The sequence below is a fragment of the Halonotius sp. F2-221B genome (genome assembly GCF_046719765.1).
Classification (GTDB): Archaea; Halobacteriota; Halobacteria; order Halobacteriales; family Haloferacaceae; genus Halonotius.
The window spans coordinates 25,088-46,145 of sequence record NZ_JABEBY010000016.1; the positions used below are offsets into that span (position 1 = coordinate 25,088).

Annotated in this window: 15 protein-coding genes; 12 read left to right on the forward strand and 3 right to left on the reverse strand. The window is 56.2% G+C overall.

What is annotated here, in order from left to right; translation table 11 throughout:
- The first annotated feature begins 137 nt into the window (after positions 1-137).
- The 3 genes from HKK80_RS12025 (at position 138) to HKK80_RS12035 (ending at position 4,476) form a co-directional block, all read left to right on the forward strand.
- A complete protein-coding gene (locus tag HKK80_RS12025; protein WP_411799841.1) occupies positions 138-1,244 on the forward strand; it encodes a tetratricopeptide repeat protein in 1,107 nt (368 codons plus the stop codon).
- Positions 1,241-2,134 carry a hypothetical protein gene (locus tag HKK80_RS12030; RefSeq protein WP_411799842.1) on the forward strand — a complete coding sequence of 298 codons (894 nt, stop codon included), beginning with the start codon at positions 1,241-1,243 and terminating at the stop codon, positions 2,132-2,134. The genes HKK80_RS12025 and HKK80_RS12030 overlap by 4 nt, the downstream gene beginning before the upstream one ends.
- 116 nt (positions 2,135-2,250) lie before the next feature.
- Positions 2,251-4,476: an AAA domain-containing protein gene (locus HKK80_RS12035; RefSeq protein WP_411799843.1), complete on the forward strand. Its 2,226-nt coding sequence runs from the start codon at positions 2,251-2,253 to the stop codon at positions 4,474-4,476.
- Positions 4,477-4,634: 158 nt separating this feature from the next.
- Here HKK80_RS12035 and HKK80_RS12040 read toward each other — a convergent pair whose 3' ends face one another.
- Positions 4,635-6,065, reverse strand: a complete 1,431-nt coding sequence (locus tag HKK80_RS12040) for a DUF6498-containing protein (protein WP_411799844.1) — start codon at positions 6,063-6,065, stop codon at positions 4,635-4,637.
- 414 nt (positions 6,066-6,479) lie between these two features.
- On the opposite strand from HKK80_RS12040, the gene HKK80_RS12045 reads away from it, so the two are divergent.
- The 4 genes from HKK80_RS12045 (at position 6,480) to HKK80_RS12060 (ending at position 13,292) form a co-directional block, all read left to right on the forward strand.
- The gene (locus tag HKK80_RS12045; protein WP_411799845.1) at positions 6,480-6,836 is read left to right on the forward strand and encodes a type IV toxin-antitoxin system AbiEi family antitoxin domain-containing protein; all 357 of its coding nucleotides are present in this window, start codon (positions 6,480-6,482) and stop codon (positions 6,834-6,836) included.
- 365 nt (positions 6,837-7,201) lie between these two features.
- Entirely contained in the window at positions 7,202-10,918 is a 3,717-nt protein-coding gene (locus HKK80_RS12050) for a PAS domain S-box protein (protein ID WP_411799846.1), read from the forward strand.
- The gene (locus HKK80_RS12055) at positions 10,915-11,460 is read left to right on the forward strand and encodes a response regulator (RefSeq protein WP_411799847.1); all 546 of its coding nucleotides are present in this window, start codon (positions 10,915-10,917) and stop codon (positions 11,458-11,460) included. The genes HKK80_RS12050 and HKK80_RS12055 overlap by 4 nt, the downstream gene beginning before the upstream one ends.
- A 143-nt stretch (positions 11,461-11,603) precedes the next feature.
- Positions 11,604-13,292: a histidine kinase N-terminal 7TM domain-containing protein gene (locus HKK80_RS12060; RefSeq protein WP_411799848.1), complete on the forward strand. Its 1,689-nt coding sequence runs from the start codon at positions 11,604-11,606 to the stop codon at positions 13,290-13,292.
- A gap of 353 nt (positions 13,293-13,645) precedes the next feature.
- Here the strand turns inward: HKK80_RS12060 and HKK80_RS12065 are convergent, their stop codons facing one another.
- Both HKK80_RS12065 and HKK80_RS12070 read right to left on the reverse strand, forming a co-directional pair.
- A complete protein-coding gene (locus HKK80_RS12065; RefSeq protein WP_411799849.1) occupies positions 13,646-14,698 on the reverse strand; it encodes a hybrid sensor histidine kinase/response regulator in 1,053 nt (350 codons plus the stop codon).
- 1 nt (position 14,699) lies between these two features.
- Positions 14,700-15,137, reverse strand: a complete 438-nt coding sequence (locus HKK80_RS12070; RefSeq protein WP_411799850.1) for a response regulator — start codon at positions 15,135-15,137, stop codon at positions 14,700-14,702.
- Positions 15,138-15,311: 174 nt separating this feature from the next.
- Between HKK80_RS12070 and HKK80_RS12075 the strand changes: the two genes are divergently transcribed.
- From HKK80_RS12075 to HKK80_RS12095, 5 genes are all read left to right on the forward strand, one after another.
- Positions 15,312-16,079 carry a PAS domain S-box protein gene (locus HKK80_RS12075; protein ID WP_411799851.1) on the forward strand — a complete coding sequence of 256 codons (768 nt, stop codon included), beginning with the start codon at positions 15,312-15,314 and terminating at the stop codon, positions 16,077-16,079.
- On the forward strand, positions 16,076-16,522 hold the full coding sequence (locus HKK80_RS12080) for an STAS domain-containing protein (protein WP_411799852.1): 447 nt from the start codon (positions 16,076-16,078) through the stop codon (positions 16,520-16,522). Before HKK80_RS12075 ends, HKK80_RS12080 begins: the two co-directional genes overlap by 4 nt.
- Positions 16,519-16,962 carry an ATP-binding protein gene (locus HKK80_RS12085; RefSeq protein ID WP_411799853.1) on the forward strand — a complete coding sequence of 148 codons (444 nt, stop codon included), beginning with the start codon at positions 16,519-16,521 and terminating at the stop codon, positions 16,960-16,962. The genes HKK80_RS12080 and HKK80_RS12085 overlap by 4 nt, the downstream gene beginning before the upstream one ends.
- Positions 16,962-18,002, forward strand: coding sequence for a SpoIIE family protein phosphatase (locus tag HKK80_RS12090; protein WP_411799854.1), 1,041 nt, complete (start codon positions 16,962-16,964; stop codon positions 18,000-18,002). Before HKK80_RS12085 ends, HKK80_RS12090 begins: the two co-directional genes overlap by 1 nt.
- 72 nt (positions 18,003-18,074) lie before the next feature.
- Positions 18,075-20,366 carry a PAS domain S-box protein gene (locus tag HKK80_RS12095; RefSeq protein ID WP_411799855.1) on the forward strand — a complete coding sequence of 764 codons (2,292 nt, stop codon included), beginning with the start codon at positions 18,075-18,077 and terminating at the stop codon, positions 20,364-20,366.
- Positions 20,367-21,058 lie beyond the last annotated feature (692 nt).

Below are 21,058 nucleotides of genomic sequence, written 5' to 3' on the forward strand. Positions count from 1 at the left end.
CGTACCATCCATTCCGCTGGCTCGTTAGGGTGTCACACACTGCGGTCGCATTGTGACCGCAACCGTGGCACAGCCTCTCACCGTGCATGCGGTGAAATCCTTACTGCTTTTTCACTGGCCTACATGGCTATTCAGTAATGGGTGACTGTCGCTACTGCGAGCAAACTTTCTCAGAAGAGGGTACACTCCGCGAACATCTCTATGAGACTCACGGTAGAGAGGAACTGAGTCGAATTGACCGGAAGCGTGTTGAGCAATACGTCGACGAACACGGGTTAGATGAGAGCGATATCAACGCAGACACGGACGGCAGCCAGTCCAATCAACGTGAGCACCAAACAGTCGATACATCAAACGGTGGGGATCAAGCTGATCGCTGGGAACGCAGCGATGTTGAAGCACTCTCGACGGACGACATCGTGGACAAACTTACAAACCACGGCATCAAGACAAATGAGATGGCGTTTCGGAACCGAGCAAAGAATCTCAACTCGGCGACGACACTCTCTGAGCAGTGGGAAGCCGACTATGAGGTTGCGGCCACAGGCTCCGATCAGGACTTTATCTGGATGGCAGCACAAGAACTCTGGAAGCGGTGGGCCTCCGAGGTGCCGAATAAAGAACGGATCTATGACTTCGTACAAGAGGGACGCGATCTCCGAGAGAACGGAGACCGTGCTGAGGCCTGCGACCGGTGGCTAACTGCCTGGGAATACATCCTTGCTGTCATCCCCGATGACAGTACAACTATCGAAGCAGCAGACCAAACAACACCGACATTTCTCTCGCTTGAGGCGTTTATTCGATCGCTTGACAGTGATCTTGCAACCGTCGCTGAGGACGATCCCACCTATTACGAGCACCGACTCGACTTTTGTGGAGAAGTCTGTGAATCGTTTCCGGACGCAGACGACGAGTTGCTGCTTGATTTTCGCCACTTCGTCGCCGATTCGCTCAACGAGTTAAACAGAACCGCTGACAGCAGAACCGAGTTTGAGCTGCTCATCGAGGAGTACCCAGAGGATCCATGGGCATACAAGAAACTCGCGGATAGCTACTGGCTTGGAGAGTCCGACGAGCTATCGGTCGAAACAGTAGAGCGAACTGCAGACCTCTACCGAGCAGCATTAGACATCGACAAGCCTCTCGAAGGAGCCTCATTGGTAGCTAACCGTCTCGAAGAAATAGAACGGAGGCTAACCGGCGCAAAGAGAGCCGACCACCACGGAGCTGAAAAGTCATGAAACTTCGATACTACGCTGACGCATCAAATTATGACGATCATGAGCAAATCATCGACTTCCTGTACACGATTTCCGACAAGTACGGGATCGCAGTCGAGATTGAACGAGTGAACAACCGGTATGGCTCGATCCAGGTCTTCCCGGGCGATATACGTGAGAACTCACCGGAAGACGTGTATGATCGTGATTTTCACTACAATCGGACGCTCGGCTCGAATATCGATGACTCGCCGTCAGAGGCGTTCAAATCCGGTGGCCGACACGTCGACATCGATGGGCACGTCGGCATTATCGACGACGGGCTCGTCTGGGCGACAACCAATCGTGGTGATTCGATCGGCTACGGGCCGGATGTTGATGCGACGGATACCACACTCGGATTTCTCAATCAGGTTGCCAATCATGGGCTGGAAGCGATCGAGAGGAAGTATATGGACGAAGACGAACGGGAGCGAACCGTACTCAAGCAGTTCCTTGCAGCAGATGTAATTGACGGCACTGTTCATCGAGATGTCAACGTGGGAACCTCACAACTTCCCGACTCGCCTGCACACGGTCAGGACAGTTCGGTCGGCAAGATGATCACCCGGACAGCTGAGGCCATCATCGAGACTGACGAGAGTGACTGGATCATTCAGACGGCAAAGACCTTCGAGGCATCGACGTTCGATACTGCGCTCGGTCAGGTTCTTGTCTGCGATCGGCTCTACCGTCTTGATACAGACGAGAATACAGCCACGACTCCCGCAATTGTGTTTAACACGGTTCCCTGGGAGTTAGATATCGATGCTGTTCCGGCAACAGTAGATAAGTTGAGTAGGATGGCAGAGGAAACAGATGTTCGTGTGTTTGTGGGTCGAGATATGGATTTCACAGAGATTGCCCCGTGATTGAGAAGATTAAGCCATCGTGCTATCGTTGTGGAGTGCCCATCGAACTGGTATGATACCCGAGGATTCTCTAGTTCAGACTTTTATAATCGTAGTTGGATATCAGAACAACCGGAATGTCCCTGCTATTCGAGCACGCGATTGAAGAATTCTCACTGTCGTCGGCGACACTCGTTGACCCCCAGCCGGAACATCTAGAACCAACCGACCAATCCGTTCCCGTTCGACCGGTTGCGGAATTTGCAGGGCACCACGACTCACTCAGCCACCCGACAAAGGAGTGGATCTGCATTCCACTGCATGGTACTGATAGCGCAGCCCCAACCGACGAATACATCGGCTATCTCGACCACGACCTCCGTGGTGAGTTGTTCTACGTCAAGCAGAACGGAAGCGAAGAGACAATCGCTGCTGACGAATTTGCACAGACCAAGTTAGCCAAGCGGATTCGATTCTGGCATTCTGATTACCTTCCCGAGACCTTCCCCCCGGGATACGACAGCCCGATTAACGACACAGAGCCGCCACGAAACCCCGTCGAGTCGACGACGCTGCTCGATGGCTTTGAGGCCTATATCGAAGCCGAACGCACGGCGACCCAGCAGCGCAACCGTGAACACGCTGAAAACGTGGCACCACGATCACAGTGGGCCCAAAATGAAGCTGCCATTCCCGCACTTCATTGCGTCGAAGAAACGAATGGTGAATACGAGTTTCGCGTCGATCTACCTGATGAACTCAAAGATCGTCGAGACGATGATTGGGCCTACATCGTCGAAAACGAATTTGATATTCACGAGGACAATGACGTGCTGCTCCACGCCAATTGGACAGACACACCAGATAGCTTTCCGATCGTCGGGACAGTCCAGCGGATTCGTGGTCGGTCACTCTGGCTGTCTTTCGATTGGGCCGATATCGATCGGCCGGCCACAATTCGAACGCCTCTCACGCAAGGTCGAGAGTGTGGATTATCGGGACTACTCAACCCTGTCCCCTTCGACCGGGAACAGGAGGCTGTCGAAGAGCTCAGAGACACACCGACCGAAGCGATTCTCACTGGCAACACAGAACTCACGTTCGCCAATAGCGCAGCGGCTCAGAGTACGCCATTCGATAGCGAATTGAATCAAGAACAACAGGCAGCCGTCAAATACGCGCTGTTGGCCGATGACTTGTTCTGTATTCATGGCCCACCTGGGACGGGAAAAACACGAACGCTCATCGAGATAATCCGCCGCGCAGTCGAAACTGGCGATGACGTGTTGGTTTGTGCAGACTCGAATCAGGCCGTCGATAACCTCGTTGCGGGCAGCTCAACGGACGGTGATATTGACCAGACATCCTTGCACGCCCACAGTCAGCATGGTGAAGCAGAGTTCGTGCTGGATCGTATCAACGCTGATCGGTCAGCACGACCGCTGATTAGAGAGAATTATACCGATGTCGAGGCCACTCCGGAGATCGTCGCAGCGACAAACAGCAGTGCCGCACGCCTACACCGATCATTCGACCTCGTGGTGATTGATGAGGCGACCCAGGCTACCTGTACAGCCTCATGTATTCCCCTCTCAAAGGCTGACCGAGTCGTATTAGCAGGCGACCACAAGCAGTTGCCACCATTCAGTTCGACTGAGGAGCCGCCAGACTCCAGTTACGGCCTTTCGTTGTTCGAACATCTGTACGCCTCCGGTGGCGTCTACGAGGGCGTCGGTGTCCAACTCAAAACCCAGTACCGCATGCATCGGGATATCGCCTATTTCCCCAACCGAGAGTTCTACGGCCGTAGCCTTCGGAATGGCCGTCGCGTCGAACCGCTTGCCGACCGCACAGCGATTGAGGCGTATAATGTCGGCGGCTCAGTCGATGTCGTTGATCACTCCCGGGCGAATCCAACTGAGGCGAAGGTGGTCGTTTACCTCGTCACCCAACTACTGGCTGAGACAGCTATCGAACCAGCCGATATCGGTGTGATCACTCCCTATGCGGCACAGGTTCGGACGATTACACAGTCGTTAGCGGATGCGGTTCCGGAGGCCACAGCAATCTCCGTCGATACGATCGATGCCTACCAAGGCAGTGAGAAACCAATCATCATCCTCTCGCTGGTCAGGAGTAACGCCACCGGTGAGATCGGCTTTCTCGGTCGAACACCTGATGGCCCCCGCCGATTGAATGTCGCATTGACCCGTGGACAGCGGTACACAGCTGTTGTTGGCGACTTCCATACACTTGCCTACGATCATGAGAGCACTCAGACCGAAGTCTATCAAGAACTTCGGCAGCAGTTCGAAGCACGTGGGCTCATGAACAATGTTGATCCAGAGTTACTTCCGAGCTAAGAGTACAGCCGACTTGTGTATCAAATCGCTAACGAAACCAAACCCAAACGACTGAAACCGGCGAATTTGGGCGACTCATCGACACCGACGTACTTGGGGTCACACATTAGATATCGGTTTGTTATGACAAGTTGCGATATTTCCCTCTCCAGATTTGCTTAGCTGGGATATGACTCCGCCCAGATTTTGTGTAGGAGAGGGATAGCGAACGGTAATCCGAAGGCAGTATAGACAACCACTTCTCCCACGCTTATCGACGGTGCCACGATAAGAACACCCACTGTAACGAGTATGCCGCCGATACAACTTCCAAACAAGACTATCGGCCACCGTTTGAGTGGTTCAAAGGCTGTCGATGCAATAGGGAACTCAAATGATTCGGTAAATTTATTTGGGTCGCTCACAGGCCCGATCGTCCGTTCCGCTGCGTTTTCACCAACCCCTACCGTGGCTACAATGGTTCGCGTGCCGAGCAACCGATCAGGAAGCCGATCCGTAACGAGTTCAACTCCACGAAGTACGTCAGTAGAGGTCTCCCATTGAGCCTCCTCGACAAGTCGGTCGTACGCAATGAGACGATCTCCATACCGATGATACTCCAACAAGCCATACCTCAGATAGAATATCAGGACTTCAGCGAGCAGAAACCCAATATACGATCCAAATACCGCGAGCGTGATGCCGACAGCCATTACTGAGGAGAGGTCACTGCCCACAAATCCGAGTAGCACAATCCAGAGAATAATAAACGGCAGCGCAACAAACGGCGCGAGATTCACGATAACGTTCAAAACCCCGGTGAAGAGAACGCCACGGCTGTCAGTTGACACCCGTACGTCAGGCTCCTCTTTGGGCAGAACCACGTCAGTTGATTCAGTGTCCTGAGAGACTGGCCCTGAAAGCCATGCCGTGAGGCGGCTCCCACTGTCTGTCGAGGCCTGATAGCCAGACCACTCAACGACTATCTTACCGCCGATCAGAATCACGACTGCGAACTCCGTCCCACCGGCTGAAGTAAACACGCTTACAAATAGCAACAAAATGATGAATGCCATCTCTCTGGCAGGAGCTTCAACCACTGAGTACGGGGAGACCGTTTTGTACTCCCCTCGAAAGTAAGTGCGCCACATGTCGATCAGTCGGGCGACGACAAGAACCGCCAAGCTCCCGATGACTTCACGCTCGGAGATCACTCCCGTGATATCGACAATTTTGGACAGAAGGAGACCGAATGCAAGCGAGGACTGCACCCCAAAGCCCACCACTGCGGTCATAAATGGGATATTCCGCGGATATACTGGTGGCAATAGTTCCAGGATCTTGGTGCTGCCACGCTTTGCTTCTAAATCGCTTGAGATGCTGATTAGTGTATTGTCCGCATCATCACGAGTTTGCGGTGCTCGTTGTGCAAACAGGGCTTTTGCAGCCGCGAAAAGCATTGAAAAGAACAATTCTAAGACGTATAAAACGATGAGTGTCTCCGAGTCCCACCCAAACATCAGAACCCCAACAATGGGCAATAAATTTGCAAGAAGTGTTGGAACGAACCCAACTGGATATGGTTTGGAACCATCGGCTGTGGAGGGCATACTGATACACCATATTGTGGGCAACAAAATATTTCGAACATCGTCAACACCACCGCCTATCGAACTTTGGATTCTCCTTGTATTCTCCAAAGTTCGATTTAGCAGTTAACATGGCACAATCACGGGGGGTCAGTAACTAACCTGTCCGGATTCTATCAGGCTGTTCTGTGCGAGATATAGAGCTTTCAGCATGGTTCGGTGGGTTCTTACAGACTTCTCGGTGACTGCGACTGACAGCGTCAGTGAAGATTAAAAATTGATAGCGTCTTGATGAGAGTCATAGTGGCGAGCGAATCGCCCATGGGAAGTATCTCATTGTGCCTCTCTGCGGGCGAAGACAGCGTCTATACCGACCACGAATTCGTGATCGCATCGGCACTCGTAGAGCCGATATATATCGGCTACTAGAGTGCAATGAATCATCATGGACTGACTGAGCAAATCCCCCAAACGGTGTATATCGTAACTCCAGGGCGGGCCCGGGAACGTGAAATCCACCGCGTCACGTATCAACCGGTATCCGTCACCGAGCAGAAATTCTTCGGATATCAACCAACTGCGGTTGGCTCGAATCAGATCACCGTTTCGAGTATCGAAAAGACGCTGGTCGATTGTGCCGACCAACCGGAGTTCTGTGGTGGCATCGGCGAGCTCACGAAGGCGTTGCAAAACGCTGTCGACAGTCGCTGTTCGAGGGAGTGCGTCGTCGAGTATCTACGGCGGGTTGGCAACAGTACTGCAACGAAACGGATCGTCTATCTTGCCGATTAGCTGGATATCAAACTCTCTCAGTATTCGACTCTCACCGAGGAATTCACAACTGGCTATCCACTGCTCGATCCGACGAGGGAAGCAACGGGCACCCACGATAGTACGTATCAACTCAGCCTGAACGTGAGTCCCGAATCGTTCCTCCCGGACAACTACTCGTGATGAGCCCAAGGAGTAATTGAGCATCAACAAATCTGACCACCAGTCTTAATATCTTAACAGAATTACAGTATGCAATGCAAGTAGGGGCACGTCATCAATCAGTGTGGGATTCTTCCCCTCAGTTATTCGTTATCGGCGGAAGCACAGCGGGCCAAGAGGCACTCACGACCCAGTTCGAACAGAGTCGGTACGACGTTGCGTGTGTGGAGGCCGACCGGGTTGCGGATCAGATGCAGTCGAGCTTGCCCGCTGGAATCGTGTTTCTTGAGCAACGACCCAACAGTGATGTCATCGACCATTTACCATCAGAGACTACCGATATCCCACGGATTGTCGTCGGCCCAAGTATTGATTCACCGGAGCTCTACGACGCCGGTGTCACCGACATTATTCCGTTCGGTATCGAGAGTCAGACTGCCGCAATCGCCGAGCAAATCGAGCGGGTTCTCGACCGCGCCCACAACTGCATCTTCACACAAGACCTCCTCAATCAAACCAACCACGGCATCGTGGTTCACCACCCAGAGACGGGTGAGATAATCACCTGTAACGACCAGTTCTATCGAATGTTGGGCTACGATCCTGCCACGACGACGTTATCACTATCCGATCTGGTCGGACACAACGAGGAGTTCACCGAAGAACGAGCCGTCGAGATGGTTCACCGAGCAGCGAGTGGCGTGTCACAGACGTTCGCCTGGCCCGACCCGACGAACGACGGCAACGAACTTTGGGTTGAGGTGAAGATTCAGGCAGCCCAACTTTATGGCTCCAAATATGTCGTCTCCTCTGTACGGGATATTAGTGGGCGGAAAGCGAAACAGCAGCAACTTGAGGCCAATCAGGCTGCACTGGAACGCCTCCAAAAGATCACGGCCGATCCGTCGGCTGATCTCACCGCTCAAGTCAAAGACTTGCTTCAATTCGGTGCAGACCTACTCGGCACCGAAATCGGTTTCCTCTCGCGGATCAACGAGAAAACCAATCACTTCGAGATCGCCGAGGCAGTCGGTGATCACCCACTTATTCAATCCGGCAGCGCGGCTGACCTCAGCGAAACCTACTGTCGGCGAACGATTCGTCCAGATACTGGCTCGCCGCTCGTCTACGATGATGCGGCCAACGAAGGGATGGCAGACGACCCCGCTTACGAGAAATTCGATCTTGGCTGTTACATGGGCGCAAAAGTGACTGTCGATGACGAACTGTACGGCACGATCTGTTTTGCGGATAGCGAGCCGCGAACGGAGCCGTTCAGCGACATGGAGCAGACGATCCTCGACTACATGTCACAGTGGCTCCAGCAGGAACTCGAACGCCGCGAGTATCTTGAGGAGGTTGAGGCGGCCAGAGAACGTAATGACCGATTGCTCGAACGAATCGATGATGCGTTTTTCGCCGTTGATGAAAACTGGCACGTCCAATATGTGAATGACGGCGGTGGCGACGTACTCAGGCAAGCAATGGAGACCGACTACGGCGATGACGAACTGATCGGGAAACACCTCTGGGATGGGATTCCGGACGCCGTCGAGACGACGTTCTACGAGGAATACCACAGAGCCCTCAGCGAGCAGGTCAGCGTCACGTTCGAAGAGCGATACGACCCACTGGACGTGTGGTTTGAGGTGCGGGCCTACCCGGACGAACAGGGCCTTTCGATCTTCTTCACCGATATCACCGAGCGAAAACAGCGCGAGCAGGAACGCTATATTCTCGAGCGGGCAATGAAGGAGGCATCGCTGCCGCTGACGCTGTCCGATCCGGGGCGGGCTGACAATCCGCTGGTGTTCGTCAACGATGCCTTCGAGGAAACCACCGGCTACGAGGCCGACGAGATACTCGGTCAGAACTGTCGGTTTCTACAGGGCCCAGAAACAGACCCCGAGACTGTCGCCGCGCTGCGCGAACATATCGAGGCCGAGAAGTCATATACGACCGAAATCAAGAACTACCGGCAGGATGGATCGACGTTCTGGAACCAACTCGATATCACACCGATCTACGACGAGGATGGGACGCTGTTGCGGTATCTGGGCAGTCAGTCCGATATCACTGAAGCCTACCGTAACCGTGAGATCCGTCGGCAACTCCTGTCGACAACACAGGAGTTGATGAACGCCAATACAGGAGCTGAAATCGCCGACATCGTTGCCGATGCAGCCGTCGATATCCTCGACCACGAACTCACGGTCGTCTATCGAGCCGATGAGTTCAGCCCCGAGACACTCACGCCGACCTCGTGGTCTGACCGCATCGAGGCTGTCTTTGATGGGCCATTACCACCCACAGACGGCGGTGCCTTACTGGAGGCATATGACACCGGTGAGCCAATTATTATTGACGACGTGAGTGCGTACTACGGCCACTCAGCTGCGGCCTTCGACCCCGTCGAGTCACTCCTGTTCATCCCCCTCGGCGAGTATGGGGTGCTCGGAGTGGGGGGCTACGACCCACACGTCTTCGACGAGGTAGATATTGAGCGCGCACAATTATTGACGGTCAACGCAACCAGCGCGTTCTCGCGGATGGATCGTCGCCAAGAACTCGAACAGTACGAGACGCTGTTCGAAACTGTGCAGGAAAAACGGTATGCCGTCAACAGCGAGGGCTACATCGAGCTGGTGAGTGAACCACTGGCCACCGCCGTTGGCAAGACACCCGCTAAGCTTGAGGGTGAGCATATCTCGACGATTCTCACTGAAGACACCGAGAGAGAACGGAGGGACGTGGAACTCCATATCAGGGAAACAGCCCAGCGTTCCGTCTCTTCGTACGAAGGACATTTGCGTAGCACAACAGGTGCTAACATACCCGTCGAAATCGATGTCTCGTTGTTGCCATACGACGAAGGATTCAGAGGGGCCGTCGGGGCCGTTCGAGACATCTCCGAACGACGGCAACGGGAAGCCGAGTTACGAGTGTTCCAGAAGGCCATTACCGAGGCCGGGATCGGACTGACGATGTACGACGAAACCGGACGGTTCGAATACCTCAATGACCATTACGCACAGGTAGTCGGTCGAACCCGCGAGACGCTACTGGACGCGTCGATCTGGGAGACGGTGAGTGAGCGGTCAGCCGAGGCGTTCGATACCTACTGGAACTCCTTTGCGGTGAACGAAACTCGCACCGAAGAGACCAAACATATCCGTGCCGATGGTTCCACTGTCGTCGTTGAGAGTACCACCACGGCCGTCGAGATTGATGGCAGCAGACACCACCTCATGCTCGTCCAAGAGATCACCGGACAACGTGAACGCCGCCAACAGTCTCAAGTGTTGCACCGGGTGTTGCGGCATAACCTCCGGAACGACCTGACCGTCGTTCTCGGCCGAACCAATATTCTGCTTGAGGAACTCACCGGACAGGCTGCCACCCACGCCGAAATCATCGAAAAAAACGCGAGTAAGCTGCTGGGAACGGTTGAGGCTGCCAGTGATGCCCGAGAGGTGATCAACCAAGACATCGTCCGCAAGCCCGTAGACGCAGTCTCGATGCTACAGGGGGAACTCGACGCTGTCGAGAACTCGTTCGATGGGGAGATTACGATCGACTTGCCAGACGAGCGATTCGTCCTTGCCGATACGCCACTGCGACGCGGATTCTATCATCTGCTCACGAACGCCGTCGAACACAACGATGCAACTAATCCACAGCTGTCGGTTCGTATCACGGACGCTGACGACCGGGTAGGCTGGGTTGCTATCGAGATAGAAGACAACGGACCGGGCATCCCACCAGAGGAACTTGATGTGCTCACAGCGGGCGAAGAAACGGATCTCAACCACGGCAGCGGGGTCGGGCTCTGGGTTGTCAACTGGGTGGTAACGCGATACGGTGGTGAATTGTCATTCGAAACACCGCCAGAGGGCGGGAGTCTCGTTCGTATCATGCTTCCAGCAGCAGAGAAACCATGAGTGAGTCCACTGATAAGCCGGTGGTGCTTGTCATCGATGATGAGATCGATGTCGTTCAAATAATCGAGTTGTGGCTGACCGATTCCTACGAGGTTCGGACGGCTACGTCCGGCGATGACGGACTGGATGCGTTGGACAACACTGTCGATGTGGTGTTGCTTGATCGTCGCATGCCCGGCATCTCCGGCGATGACGTTCTAACGGCAATAAGAGACTGCGAAACGGAGCATCAGGTCGGGCTCGTTACAGCCACCAATCCCGATTTTGATATCCTTGATCTCGATTTCGATACCTTCGTCATGAAGCCGCTCGATGAAACCACCGTTATAGCCACGGTCGAGCGGTTACTGGCTCGGAGAGCGTATGATACACCTGTTCAGGATCGCTATACAACCGCTGAGACACTCGCTCTATTAGAACAAACAAAGACAGAGGCTGAATTAGCCACGAGTAAGGCGTATCGAGAGCTCCGCGAACGACTCGAAACGCTCGATGAAACGGAACTGACCGAGGCAGACGAACTAGCTCGTGAGGATCTATAGGGGCCCATTGCTCCTTCAGACCAACTTCCTACACAATCCTATTAATAAAATAATCAATTTGCAGGCTTCGTTGTGTAACTCTCGTTTGTAACCCAACTATCCCAATCTTATAGTTGGGCCCTGATACTCTCTGTGTTAGACTAATGCTGGGACAAGTTGGAACGGCGATCATCGTTGCCTCCTTTGCGGCTTGTTTCGGCGCGCTATATTTGTTGCAGTACCTGTATCAGCAACGGGACAAATCAGGCGCGGACTGGTTCATGGGGAATATCACATCGGTTGCCGTGTTCTGTCTCGCCTACGGCGGTGGGTTGCTCGTCTTCGAGCCAACGCTCCGAGTCGTCCTCGAAGCGATCACCATCATCTGTGTGGGGTTCATGGGGCCGTTCTTTCTCGCCTTCGGTCTCGATTATACCGGTCGCGGCGGCCTCATCCGCACGCCGCTATTTGGGATTGTTGGTGGCGTTCCACTCGTGACGGCCGGACTCGCTGCGACAAATCCGCTCCATCACCTCGTCTGGACAGGCTTCCAGTTCGAGCCAGTCTTCGGGCTGGCAACGGTCACCTACACGATTCAACCATGGGGCGTCTTCGCCATGCTGTTTTCGATTGGCACGGCGGCTGTCGGTTCGCTGCTGTTGATTGGAGCGATACTGAGCTATGGGCCGCTGTATCGACGCGAGGCCACAGCGGTCATCCTGAGTACCGCACCGCCCTCGGTCGGGGTTCTCATCTGGTTGTTTGCTCTCGGGCCACTCCCACAGCTGCATCTCACGGCTCCACTGATGGTGATTCACGTTGCCCTCGATGCCTACGCGTTCGTCGGGACGCACATGTTCGAGACGAACCCGGCGACACAACGAATGGCCGAACGGACGGGCCTGGACTCCCTGTCCGATCCGGTCTTCATCCTCGATGTCGAACAGCAGATCGTCCGCGTCAACGACCGCGCGGCGGACGTGTTTCCGAGTACGACCGCAAACAGGCTCCCGCTTGCACTCGATTCAGTCCTTGGCGTCGGATTAGAGACGCTTCGTGATACCGGAGAACTCACCGTTGGATCAGACCAGGGTGGAACATTTGCCGTGTCGTATACGGAACTAACTGATCCAAGCGACGCTCCCGTTGGGAGTATGCTCGTGTTGTATGATGTGACTGCAGATCGGCAACGTGAACAGCAATTGGCAGTCCTGAACCGTGTGATGCGACACAATCTCCGGAACGAAACGACGGTTATCAGTGGTTTCGCGGAACACCTTGCAGCCGAAGTTGACGATCCCACGCTTGCGGCCTATGCGAAGAATATCGAAGGTGCGAGTGATCGGCTACTTTCGATTGGCGACAACGTCCAGAGGTTTGAGAGCGTTCAAGACCGGGATCGACAACCGACGAGTTTTGCCGTTGCTGCAGCCGTGGAGGACGTGACGGAAACCTGCACCGAAACCCATGACAACGCGCAGATTACATCGTCAGTCACGCCACCGGAGATGGAGTTACACACAGATCCAGTGTTACTCTCGGTTGTCCTTACCGAACTTGTCGAGAACGCGATTGCTCATGCAAACGCAGATGAGCCAACAGCGGAGATTCGCGTCTCAAAACCACCAGAGTCCGACGGCGATGCTGTTTTCGAGATCCGTGATAGTAATGACCCAATCCCGGAGCAAGAGACCAAGACACTGCTTGCAGGCGATGAAACGCCGCTGCAACACGGGCAAGGGATTGGGTTGTGGATCGTCTACTGGTGTCTCCAGAAGCTTCGTGGGCGGATCGAGTTTGAATACGACGATGGCAACAGTGTGTCAGTAACGCTTCCAAACATTCCCGAGTGAGAGTGTATTCCGGGTGCAGATTTGTCTCTCCGTCAGACTAGCAGACTGTCTGTACTGCACATGCGGTCTGATCATCGCGTCATGGCGGGCGTTTTGATATTGTTGAGTGTGACCAGCAGGATGATCTCTCATACGGTTTGCTGTAGGAAGTTACCGTTCGACCGCCGCCCGGTGGGTGGTCGAGGCGGTAACCGTCTACAGTAAACAGTATCAGGAGTGGCGATACCAGCCCCGCGAACACAATCTGTCCGGCACGCATGCTGACCATGCGCGTTGTATCTTGACTGCACCCCTGATAGAAACTCCAAGAGTGCTGTTCCACTACTTCGGGACACGCCTCACGAATACCTTCTTCACGCCTCACGCCGAACACCGGTAAACTCGAAGCGCGCGCCGCCACGCTCGCTGTCGGTGATGGCGACATCCCAGCCGTGGGCGGTCGCGATCTCTTCGACGATATTGAGCCCGAACCCGGTGCCGTCAGGATTGGTCGTGTAGCCGGCTTCGAAGATCTCCTCGCGGTTGTCAGGATCGATTCCCGGGCCGTCGTCGGCGACATAGAACCCATCCGAAAGCGCGCCGATGGTGATCGCCACGTCGTCGCCGACGTGTTCGATGCTGTTGCGCAACAGATTTTCCAAGAGCTGCTGGAGGCGGCCTTCATCGGCATGGACAACCAACCCATCGTCAACCGATAACTCCGCGCCGGCGGTTTCGACGTTTGCCCAGCAGTTGGTAGCCAGAACCTCAAGGTCGACCGGTTCAGTCTCTTCGACGGCCTGACCCTCCCGAGCAAGCGTAAGCACGTCGTCGATGATCGCCTCCATCCGATCGAGGTTCTTGGCGACGATCGGTGCGTGTTCCTCGTCGTCGATCAGCTCGACCCGGCCCTGGGCGACGCCGAGAGGGTTCCGCAGGTCGTGGCTGACGACGTGTGCAAACCGTTCGAGGCGTTCGTTCTGCCTGCGGAGCTTCTGCTCTTGGCGGTGGCGTTCCAGCGCATACCGGATCGTCCGATGGAGCACATCCCCGTCGACATCGTCCTTAACGAGATAGTCTTGGGCTCCACGTTCGATCGCTTCCACGGCGGTCGCGTCATCCTTCAATCCGGTGAGTACGATCACCGGCAACGGCGACAGCGTGTCGGCGTCGTCGACGGCTTCGAGATACCGCTCTAAGGTATCCAGCCCCGTACTTCCTGGAAGCCCTAAATCGAGCAAGACCAGCTCAAAGTCAGCGGATGTGAGTGTCTCGATCCCGGCGTCGAGTGATTCGACATGTGTCACCGTCGCCGGTGGGAAGGTGTCACCGCCATCAGTGGTCAGGTGGTGTTCGAACAGCGTCGCATCCCCCGGGTTGTCCTCGATGAGGAGAATCCGAAGTGTATCGCTGACGCCGATCGACATCTTATTTCTCCGGGAACTTCACGACCTGGAACCAGAAGTTCTCAAGCCGGTTGACGATCTCGACAAAGCCGTCGAAATCGACGGGTTTGGTCAGATACGCGTTGGCATTGAGCTCGTAGGATCTGACGATATCCTCCTCGGATTCCGAGCTTGTCAGCACGACAACTGGAATCCGCCGCAGCTCGTCGTCAGCGCGGAGCTCTTCGAGCACCTCCTGGCCGTCCTTCCGGGGCATATTGAGATCCAACAGAATCAGATCCGGTCGGGGGGCATCCTCGTACTCGCCGTCTTGACGCAGAAATTCCAACGCGTCGACGCCGTCTGTCGTCACATGCAGGTTGTTGGCGAGCTTCCCCTGTTCGAGTGCCTTGCGTGTCAACACGACATCTCCGGGGTTATCCTCGGCCAACAGAATCTCGACTGGTTTATCAATATTCACGCCATACCACCCTGGGTGCGCGTCGCTCGACATGTCCGTTGCATTGTGCATGCTACGCGACCGACTGGTTTAGAAGTATGTGTTGGGCCGCCGCGGCCTGCAACATTATCGACGGCGACCACAACTGACAGGCAGAGCCCCAACCACTAATGGTACTGCTGCTAATATGACCGTATGGACGACGACCTCATTGCGACGGGCCTCGACGAGCTGGAAGATATCTTCTATATTTTCACCCCGGAGGGCGATTTTGTGGAGTGGAACGAACAGCTGCCAGCGGTCTCAGGGTATGCCGGCGAGGAGCTGGACTCGATGGAGCCAACCGAGCTGTTTTCCGGCGGGGATCAGGACGCCATCGAGGACGCTGTCGACACCGTCATTGATCGCAGGATCCGGACGGCTGTGCAGGCGAATCTCGAAACGAAGGGCGGCCACGAGATCGCCTACGAGCTGTCGATGTCGCCGCTGGAACCCGACGATGAGTTGGAGGCTATCGTCGGTATCGGGCGGGATATCACCGACCGGCTGGAGCAGGAACGCCGGCTGCAGGATATGGCCCAAGAGATCCAGGAACTCTCCATGCCGGTCGTCGAGATCTGGGATGGGGTGATCCTCACGACGGTCGTCGGTTCGCTGGATACCCAAAAAGCCGAGCTGCTGACCGAGGATCTGCTTGATCAGATCGTCTCGACGGAGGCCGCCATCGCGTTGATCGACATCACCGAGGTCGCCGCCCTCGATACCGCGACCGCCCAACACCTTATTGATACGATCAACGCTGTCAATCTCCTCGGCGCGAACGTCGTGATCACGGGGATCAGCCCGGAGATCGCCCAGACGCTCGTCCAACTCGGCGTCCGGCTCGACGATGTCGAAACCCAGTCGTCGCTGATGGAAGGCCTCCGGGTCGCCCTCGCCTGGCAGGGGGTCGAGTTCGAATGACCGCGACCGACAGTGCCGCCGTAACCGAGGTCTTCGATGTGTTGATAGCGACGTTCCCCGGTCGCCCAACCGATCAGGCCGTCGATGAGCTCCAACAGGATGTGTTGGATCGGATGGAGACGGCCGACCCCCGTGGTGTCGTCCTCGACATCTCGGCTGTGACAACGCTGGATTCGTTTTTCGCTCGGGTGATCTCCGAGACCGCCAGCATGGTCGAACTGATGGGCGGTGCGGCCATCGTCGTCGGCATGCGCCCGAGTGTGGCGATCACCGCGGCCGAACTCGGCTTCGGGCTGGAGTCTGTCGAGACCGCTCGCAGCACCGACCACGCGCTGTCGATGCTGGGCATCAGCGTCGAGGCGACCGACGACAACACGAGTGAGCCAGACGACGGCGTTACCGACCGATTCAGCTCCGCGTCGTCGCCCGGAGGCAGGCAATGAGTGAGCGGGCGGATGCCGCCGCTATCGACGCCGAAGCGACGGTGCTCCGCTCGGGAACGATCCGCGTGCGGTCGGAAGACGATATTCTGCGGGCCAGACAGGAGGCCAGGGGGATTGCCGAGGAGATCGGGTTTTCGACAACCGATGTGACCCGGATCGTCACCGGCGTCTCAGAACTCACGCGCAACATGCATCTCTACGCCGAGGACGGCATCATGGAGTGGCGTGAGATCGAGGCTGACCGGGACAGCGGGCTCGAACTCGTTTTTGACGATGACGGCCCCGGGATTGACGACATCGAGGGGGTACTGCGAGCCGAACACTCGACGTCAGGCGGGATGGGACGCGGCATTCAGGGCACACAAAAGCTCATGGATGCCTTCGAGATCGTCTCAAACCCTGATGACGGGACGACGATCACGGTTCGGAAGTGGCGATAATGTCCGAGCCGACACGCGAACAGACGGAGCGATACGATATCCAGCAGGACGGCGACGATATTATCGTCAAACAGGCCGCCGAATCGATGGCTGCGGATCTCGGGTTCGAGGAGTCGGCGACCGCCGAGATCGGCATCGTCGCCGTCGAACTTGCCTCGAATGTTCTTAAACACGCCGACAGCGGTGAGATCGCACTCAGCCATCTCACCGACGGCGACCGTAAGGGGGTTCGGATCGAGTCTTTCGATGTCGGCCCCGGGATCGCCAACGTGGATGCGGCCTTCGAGGATGGCGCGTCAACAGCCGGGAGTCTGGGCGGCGGCTTAGGGGCTGTCAACCGACTCATGCACCGGCTGACCGTCACGGCCCCCGGCGAGCCGGATTTCGGAACCAAGGTCGTCGCCGATCGGTGGAAGCGAAAGCCAGCGTCGGCGACGAGCCCCTGTCCGCTTTCGTTTGGTGCCGCGTCACGGCCCGCAGCCAACGAGACCGTCAACGGTGACAGCTTCGTCATCAAACGGTGGGACGAGCAGGCCCTCGTCGGGGTGATTGATGGACTCGGCCACGGGGCCGACGCCCACGAGGCTTCCATGGCAGCGACGGAGTACGTCGAAACTCATTACGACAGCCGGATGGAAGCGATATTTGACGGCACCGAACGCGCCTGTCGCGGCACCCGTGGCGTCGTCATGGCACTGGCTCGCTTTGACTGGGACGCCGAGAGTGTGACGTTTGCCACGGTTGGCAACATCAACTACAAACTCACCGACGACACCGATCTCACCGTTGTCCCACGCCGTGGCGTCGTCGGGAGCAACGGCCCCGATCCGAAGGTTACACACAGCGAGTGGCGGCCGGGCGATCGGCTGGTGTTGTTTTCTGACGGCGTCGACTCCCACTGGGAGCTGCCACCGGCCCGATCGATGGCAGATGAGTCGGCGACGGTCACAGCCCGACGGCTGCTTGATCAGCACAGCAAACCCCACGATGACGCGACCGTGCTGGTGGTCAGCGGGCGGGTCGACGATCAATCTGACTGATCTCACGCGCCAGCACCCCTGGCCGACCGCGGCCCCACAGTTTATCCTCGTGGTCGGCGTAACTCAGTGTCAATGGCTCAGCTTATTCCGTCGCTCTGCGACGATCTGGGGGTTGGAATATCGGTACACGATCCCGACACGGGCGTTATTCAAAGCGTCAACGATCGGGTCGAAGTCCTGACCGGGCATTCGGCCGCGGAGCTGCGCGGTACCACGATGGAGACATACGCGGCCGCCGGTGCGACGGCGAGGCCGGATGCGTTCCACCAACAGATTCAGGCGACAACTGACGGGCAGCCCCGACAGTTTGAATGGGCGATTGAAACCCCGAGCGGTCAGGTGTCAGAGATCCGTGTTCGGCTTTCGACCACTACCCTCGATGGCGAGCAGTACGTGTTGTCCGAGCTACAGGACATCACCTCTGAGCAGAATCGGATCGACCGGCTCAAAACGCAGGAGTCGGTGCTACGGCGATTTCACGAGCTTGCCTCGCAATCGGCACCGTTTGACGAACGGATGGCGTCGCTGCTAGAGTTCGGTCGCACGGTCATGGGTGTCGAGCAGGGATTTGTGACCAGTATCGACGGCGACACCCAACGGATCACGATCGGCGTTGGCCCCAACGACCAACTCCAAGACGGTGCGACCGCGCCGTTTGCGGAATCCTACTGCCGGTATACCGTCGAGCCCGACCGCGAACAGCCGATGACGGTCGTCAATGCTGCCGAGGACGGCTGGGAGAACGATCCCGCCTACGATCGGTTTGGGCTGGGCTGTTATGCGGGCTCGAAGCTCGTTGTCGATGGCGAAACGGTCGGGACGATTTGTTTTGCCGACCGCGACCCCACAGACACACCGTTTACTGAACTCCAAGAAACGTTCATCGAACTGCTCAGTGAGTGGGCGAGTACTGAGCTTCAACGGGCCGACCGCGAGCGGGAGCTACGACGGAAGGATCGCGCGATCGAGGCGGCACCGATCGGCATTACGATTACCGATCCGGAGCAAAGCGACAACCCGATGATCTACGTCAACGACCACTACGAGTCGATGACGGGATACAGTGAAGACGACTCACTCGGCCGGAACTGTCGGTTTCTCCAGGGTGACGCGACCCGTGAGGAACCGATCGCCGAGATGCGACAGGCCATCGACAACGCCGAGGCGGTGACCGTCGAGCTTCGGAACTACCGACAGGACGGCGAGGAGTTCTGGAACCAAGTCTCGATCGCACCTGTGACCGACGACGAAGGAGAGCTGACGAACTTCGTCGGGTTCCAACAGGACATCACCGAGGACAAACAGCAACAACTGGAACTCGAACGGACAAGCGAATTCCTCGAACAGACCCAACAGGTGGCCAACATCGGTGGCTGGGAGTATGACCTGCGCTCGGAGACGCTCCAGTGGACCGATGAGGTCTATCATATCCACGGAAAGCCAGAGACGTATGATCCGACCGTGGCGGCGGCGATCGAACAGTTTCACCCAGATGACAGGGAGTCACTCCGCTCGGCCTTTGCGGAGCTCACAACCGACGGAACGCCGTTCGATCTTGAGGTGCGTATCGTGCGAGACGACGGCGCGATGCGGTGGGTTCGAACCCGAGGCACCCCGCGGTACGACGGCGACGAACTCGTGGCCGTAGCCGGAACGCAACAGGACATCACCGAGCGAAAGGAGTTCGAGGAGGAGCTCAAACGCTCAAACGAGCGGTTACAGGAGTTTGCGTACATTCTCTCCCATGATCTCCAAGAGCCACTGCGGATGGTATCGAGTTACGTCTGTCTGCTGGAGGAGGAACTCGAAGAGCATCTTAATGACGAAACCAGGCAGTATATCGATTTCGCCGTCGACGGGGCCGAGCGAATGCGTGGGATGATCGATGGACTTCTCCTCTACTCCCGGGTTGAAACCGAAGGCAGCGAACACACAGAGACCGATGTCAACACTGTCCTTTCAGCTGTCGAGGCGGATCTCGAACTCAAACTTGCGGAGACGGACTCGGAACTCCACGTTGACAGCCTCCCGACGATCGAGGCCGATGAGGATCAGTTGGTGCAACTGTTTGAGAATCTGATTAAAAATGCGATCGAACACGGCGGCGAGGAGACGACGGTCAACGTGACCAGCACGTCGGTTCCCGAAGGGGTTCAGTTCGCTGTCAGCGACGACGGTCCCGGAATTCCAGCCGACCAGCAGGATGAGATCTTCGGCCTCTTTGATAAGGGCGGCGACAGCGATGGCACGGGGATCGGGTTGGCGATCTGTGAGCGGATCGTCGCCCGCCACGACGGCGAGATCAGCGTCGAGTCGACACCCGGCGAGGGAGCCACTTTCTACGTCACGCTGCCCGACAGCTAATTGTTGCTGTAGGGCGTTGGGTCGTCTCTTACATGCCGTCTGATGTGCTTATTTACGGAGCGACATGGTGTGTCAGTGGAGGAAGCCACAGAAGAGGTCTGGTGGCTGATGGGCTCGTGTTCGCCCACTCGAAGCGGGGGCGAACACGTCGTAATCTCGCAGAAAGTTGAATGAGAGATACGCGCTGTCTTGCATGCCAATCAGTACCAATGTCACTACTCTGATCGTGGTCTCGCTCAGCTGAGAGTAGCCCCGATTATTTACTGTATTGAGGCGGTAGATATCTCAACTTTGGACTCGTCTTGTAGAATCCTAAGTTAAGGATCCACAACCTGTCGATCATTTATAAACAAACGATCCAACAAGGCCGAAGAATATAGATTCCAAAGTTCATGCGAATGTGTGGCTGAAACCAGAACAGATCGAATCACGCCGGGCAGCGTGTTACTCGGTTGAAGCTGACTACCACCAACACCGCAACGAAAGAATCGTCGCGTTATTGGCCGACGCTGGACTGCGAGTAGGCGAGCTTGTTGATATGGATGTGGCGATGCTGCCCGACGACCACGGCGACGGACAAAGAGAATCTAAGTAGCGGGTGGAGCTACGTATTCCCATGTCAATTCCCTCGCTCCCGGCCGGATATGACGTAACCAAACGAGTCGGGAGTGGTCGGTCTGATTGTCACATTA

Bases quoted from the DNA above. Each gene is read 5' to 3' on its own strand.
- HKK80_RS12025 (WP_411799841.1), top strand. From the start codon at position 138: ATGGGTGACTGTCGCTACTGCGAGCAAACTTTCTCAGAAGAGGGTACA.
- HKK80_RS12030 (WP_411799842.1), top strand. From the start codon at position 1,241: ATGAAACTTCGATACTACGCTGACGCATCAAATTATGACGATCATGAG.
- HKK80_RS12035 (WP_411799843.1), top strand. From the start codon at position 2,251: ATGTCCCTGCTATTCGAGCACGCGATTGAAGAATTCTCACTGTCGTCG.
- HKK80_RS12040 (WP_411799844.1), bottom strand. From the start codon at position 6,065: ATGCCCTCCACAGCCGATGGTTCCAAACCATATCCAGTTGGGTTCGTT.
- HKK80_RS12045 (WP_411799845.1), top strand. From the start codon at position 6,480: ATGAATCATCATGGACTGACTGAGCAAATCCCCCAAACGGTGTATATC.
- HKK80_RS12055 (WP_411799847.1), top strand. From the start codon at position 10,915: ATGAGTGAGTCCACTGATAAGCCGGTGGTGCTTGTCATCGATGATGAG.
- HKK80_RS12060 (WP_411799848.1), top strand. From the start codon at position 11,604: ATGCTGGGACAAGTTGGAACGGCGATCATCGTTGCCTCCTTTGCGGCT.
- HKK80_RS12065 (WP_411799849.1), bottom strand. From the start codon at position 14,698: ATGTCGATCGGCGTCAGCGATACACTTCGGATTCTCCTCATCGAGGAC.
- HKK80_RS12075 (WP_411799851.1), top strand. From the start codon at position 15,312: ATGGACGACGACCTCATTGCGACGGGCCTCGACGAGCTGGAAGATATC.
- HKK80_RS12080 (WP_411799852.1), top strand. From the start codon at position 16,076: ATGACCGCGACCGACAGTGCCGCCGTAACCGAGGTCTTCGATGTGTTG.
- HKK80_RS12085 (WP_411799853.1), top strand. From the start codon at position 16,519: ATGAGTGAGCGGGCGGATGCCGCCGCTATCGACGCCGAAGCGACGGTG.
- HKK80_RS12090 (WP_411799854.1), top strand. From the start codon at position 16,962: ATGTCCGAGCCGACACGCGAACAGACGGAGCGATACGATATCCAGCAG.
- HKK80_RS12095 (WP_411799855.1), top strand. From the start codon at position 18,075: ATGGCTCAGCTTATTCCGTCGCTCTGCGACGATCTGGGGGTTGGAATA.